Source organism: bacterium (assembly GCA_037131655.1).
GTDB lineage: Bacteria > Armatimonadota > Fimbriimonadia > Fimbriimonadales > JBAXQP01 > JBAXQP01.
In genome coordinates this window covers 1-1,748 of the sequence record JBAXQP010000451.1, presented here as the reverse complement: position 1 = coordinate 1,748, position 1,748 = coordinate 1, and the positions used below count along the sequence as shown (strand labels likewise).

The window sequence follows — 1,748 nt, the reverse complement described above, 5'->3', positions numbered from 1 at the left end:
ATCACTTTTGCGTTACTCTAGAAACTATTGTTGCAATATGAATGACTTAATAATACACCCAGTTATAGGTTATTAACTGGTACAGATTAGTTAATTATACCATTGGATGTTTGAATAGCGTTGAAGCATCCGTACTTAGCTCGCTAGATTCATCTTGACGATAAAAGCAGAGCATGGCGAGTATTTGCTGATATTTTTACTCGATCAGCCACTGCTAAGCGCGGCGCCCAGACCACACCCTCATCATCCATAATTATCGGCAAAAGCAGGCGCTCCATGGGATTAATTTTGGCATCAATGAAAATATCGGAGAGCTTTCGCGATCCCTTCATTCCCAATGGTTGAATACGATCCCCCTGTCGCCAATATCGAACTCTCAATTCTCCATGAACACATTCAGCGTCTATCACCACTTCAGAACTATGCCTTTCACGCTTATGGTCGTTAGGGTCGTGTACCTCTACGCTTATTGATAACGTTGCTCCATTTAGTAATACTGATTTACCAACTATCAGAGCGAGTTCTTCAGTTGATTGTGCTGGAGGTTTGTCAGCTAATTTAATTATCAGTGTTTGTCCATTCTCACCGCAGGGTTTGGTTTGAAGAGATACTCCCGTTCCAGGAACGGTTTGCCCAAATGGTTTATCAACCTCAACTGCTCTGGCGGCGGCGTCTAAATGCTGGAATTCCAAATCCTTTATGTCACCGGCAAGCTTTTCAATGGCTTTTCTGATCACCCTTCGTCGCAGAGGTAAGGGAAGTGCGCTTAGCTTTTGGATATGGAATGTGTTTGGACTGTCTTCGTTGAGTAAACGTCTTAGCTCTTGCTCGGCTAATGTTTCTAAAAGCTTTTCCTCTTCACGGGCAATGTGGCTTAGGCGTGAGATTGATTCCAAGAGGTTTGGATTCAGGTGTTCCTTTATGGCGGGGATCATATCTAAGCGAATCCAACTGCGCGATCGAGATAGGTCAAGATTGGTGATATCCAAGCGGGTTTCCAACTTGTTTTTGGCACAATAATCAACTGTCTCATCACGAGATACATCAAGCAGTGGTCTGACAATATGTCCCCGTCGGTAGGGAATGCCGCTGAGACCATGAATACTAGTTCCGCGGATTATATTTAGAAGCACCGTTTCGACAGTGTCATTAAGCGTATGAGCAGTTGCAATGTGAGTAGCTTTCGTTTCAACCCTGACTGTTTCTAGCAGGGCATATCGTTCTTCCCGTCCCGCTTCTTCAACTGAAATATGTTTGTCCGCAGCAATCTTAGGCACATTGGCTGAGCCAACGACACACTGGATGCCCAAGCTTTCGGCGAAGCGAACGCAATGCTCTGCATCCGCATCAGCCTCGGCCCCACGCATCCCATGATGAAGGTGAGCGGCAATAACTTTCAATTTCATACTATCTCGATGCTGAACTAACGCATGAAGAAGCGACGTCGAATCAGCCCCTCCCGAAAATCCGACAACCACATACGATCCATGCGGCAATAGCTGATATCGTTCGCATGTCTGCTGAAGTTTTTCAACCAACCCAACCTTTTCCCGCTTCGCCATGGCTCCATTATACTAGTTCGAAGTACGTAGTAAGTACTTATGGTTCCGGAACTCTTCTCTTACTCTACTCAGGGAAGCGGAGTTGTTTGCGTAGAGGTGCTGCTATCTCGTCTAATGCCATTACAGGTTTTTGATCTTGCCCTGATTTTTCGGACAGTGGTTACCTAGACCGCATACGCGGTTTCT

At 45.5% G+C, this 1,748-nt stretch carries 1 protein-coding gene; it reads right to left on the bottom strand.

Annotation, left to right across the window (positions count from 1 at the left end; translation table 11 throughout):
• Nucleotides 1–149: 149 nt before the first annotated feature.
• Complete coding sequence (gene tilS / locus WCO51_13520; protein ID MEI6514272.1) at nucleotides 150–1,562, bottom strand: tRNA lysidine(34) synthetase TilS; 1,413 nt, start codon at nucleotides 1,560–1,562, stop codon at nucleotides 150–152.
• Nucleotides 1,563–1,748: the final 186 nt, after the last annotated feature.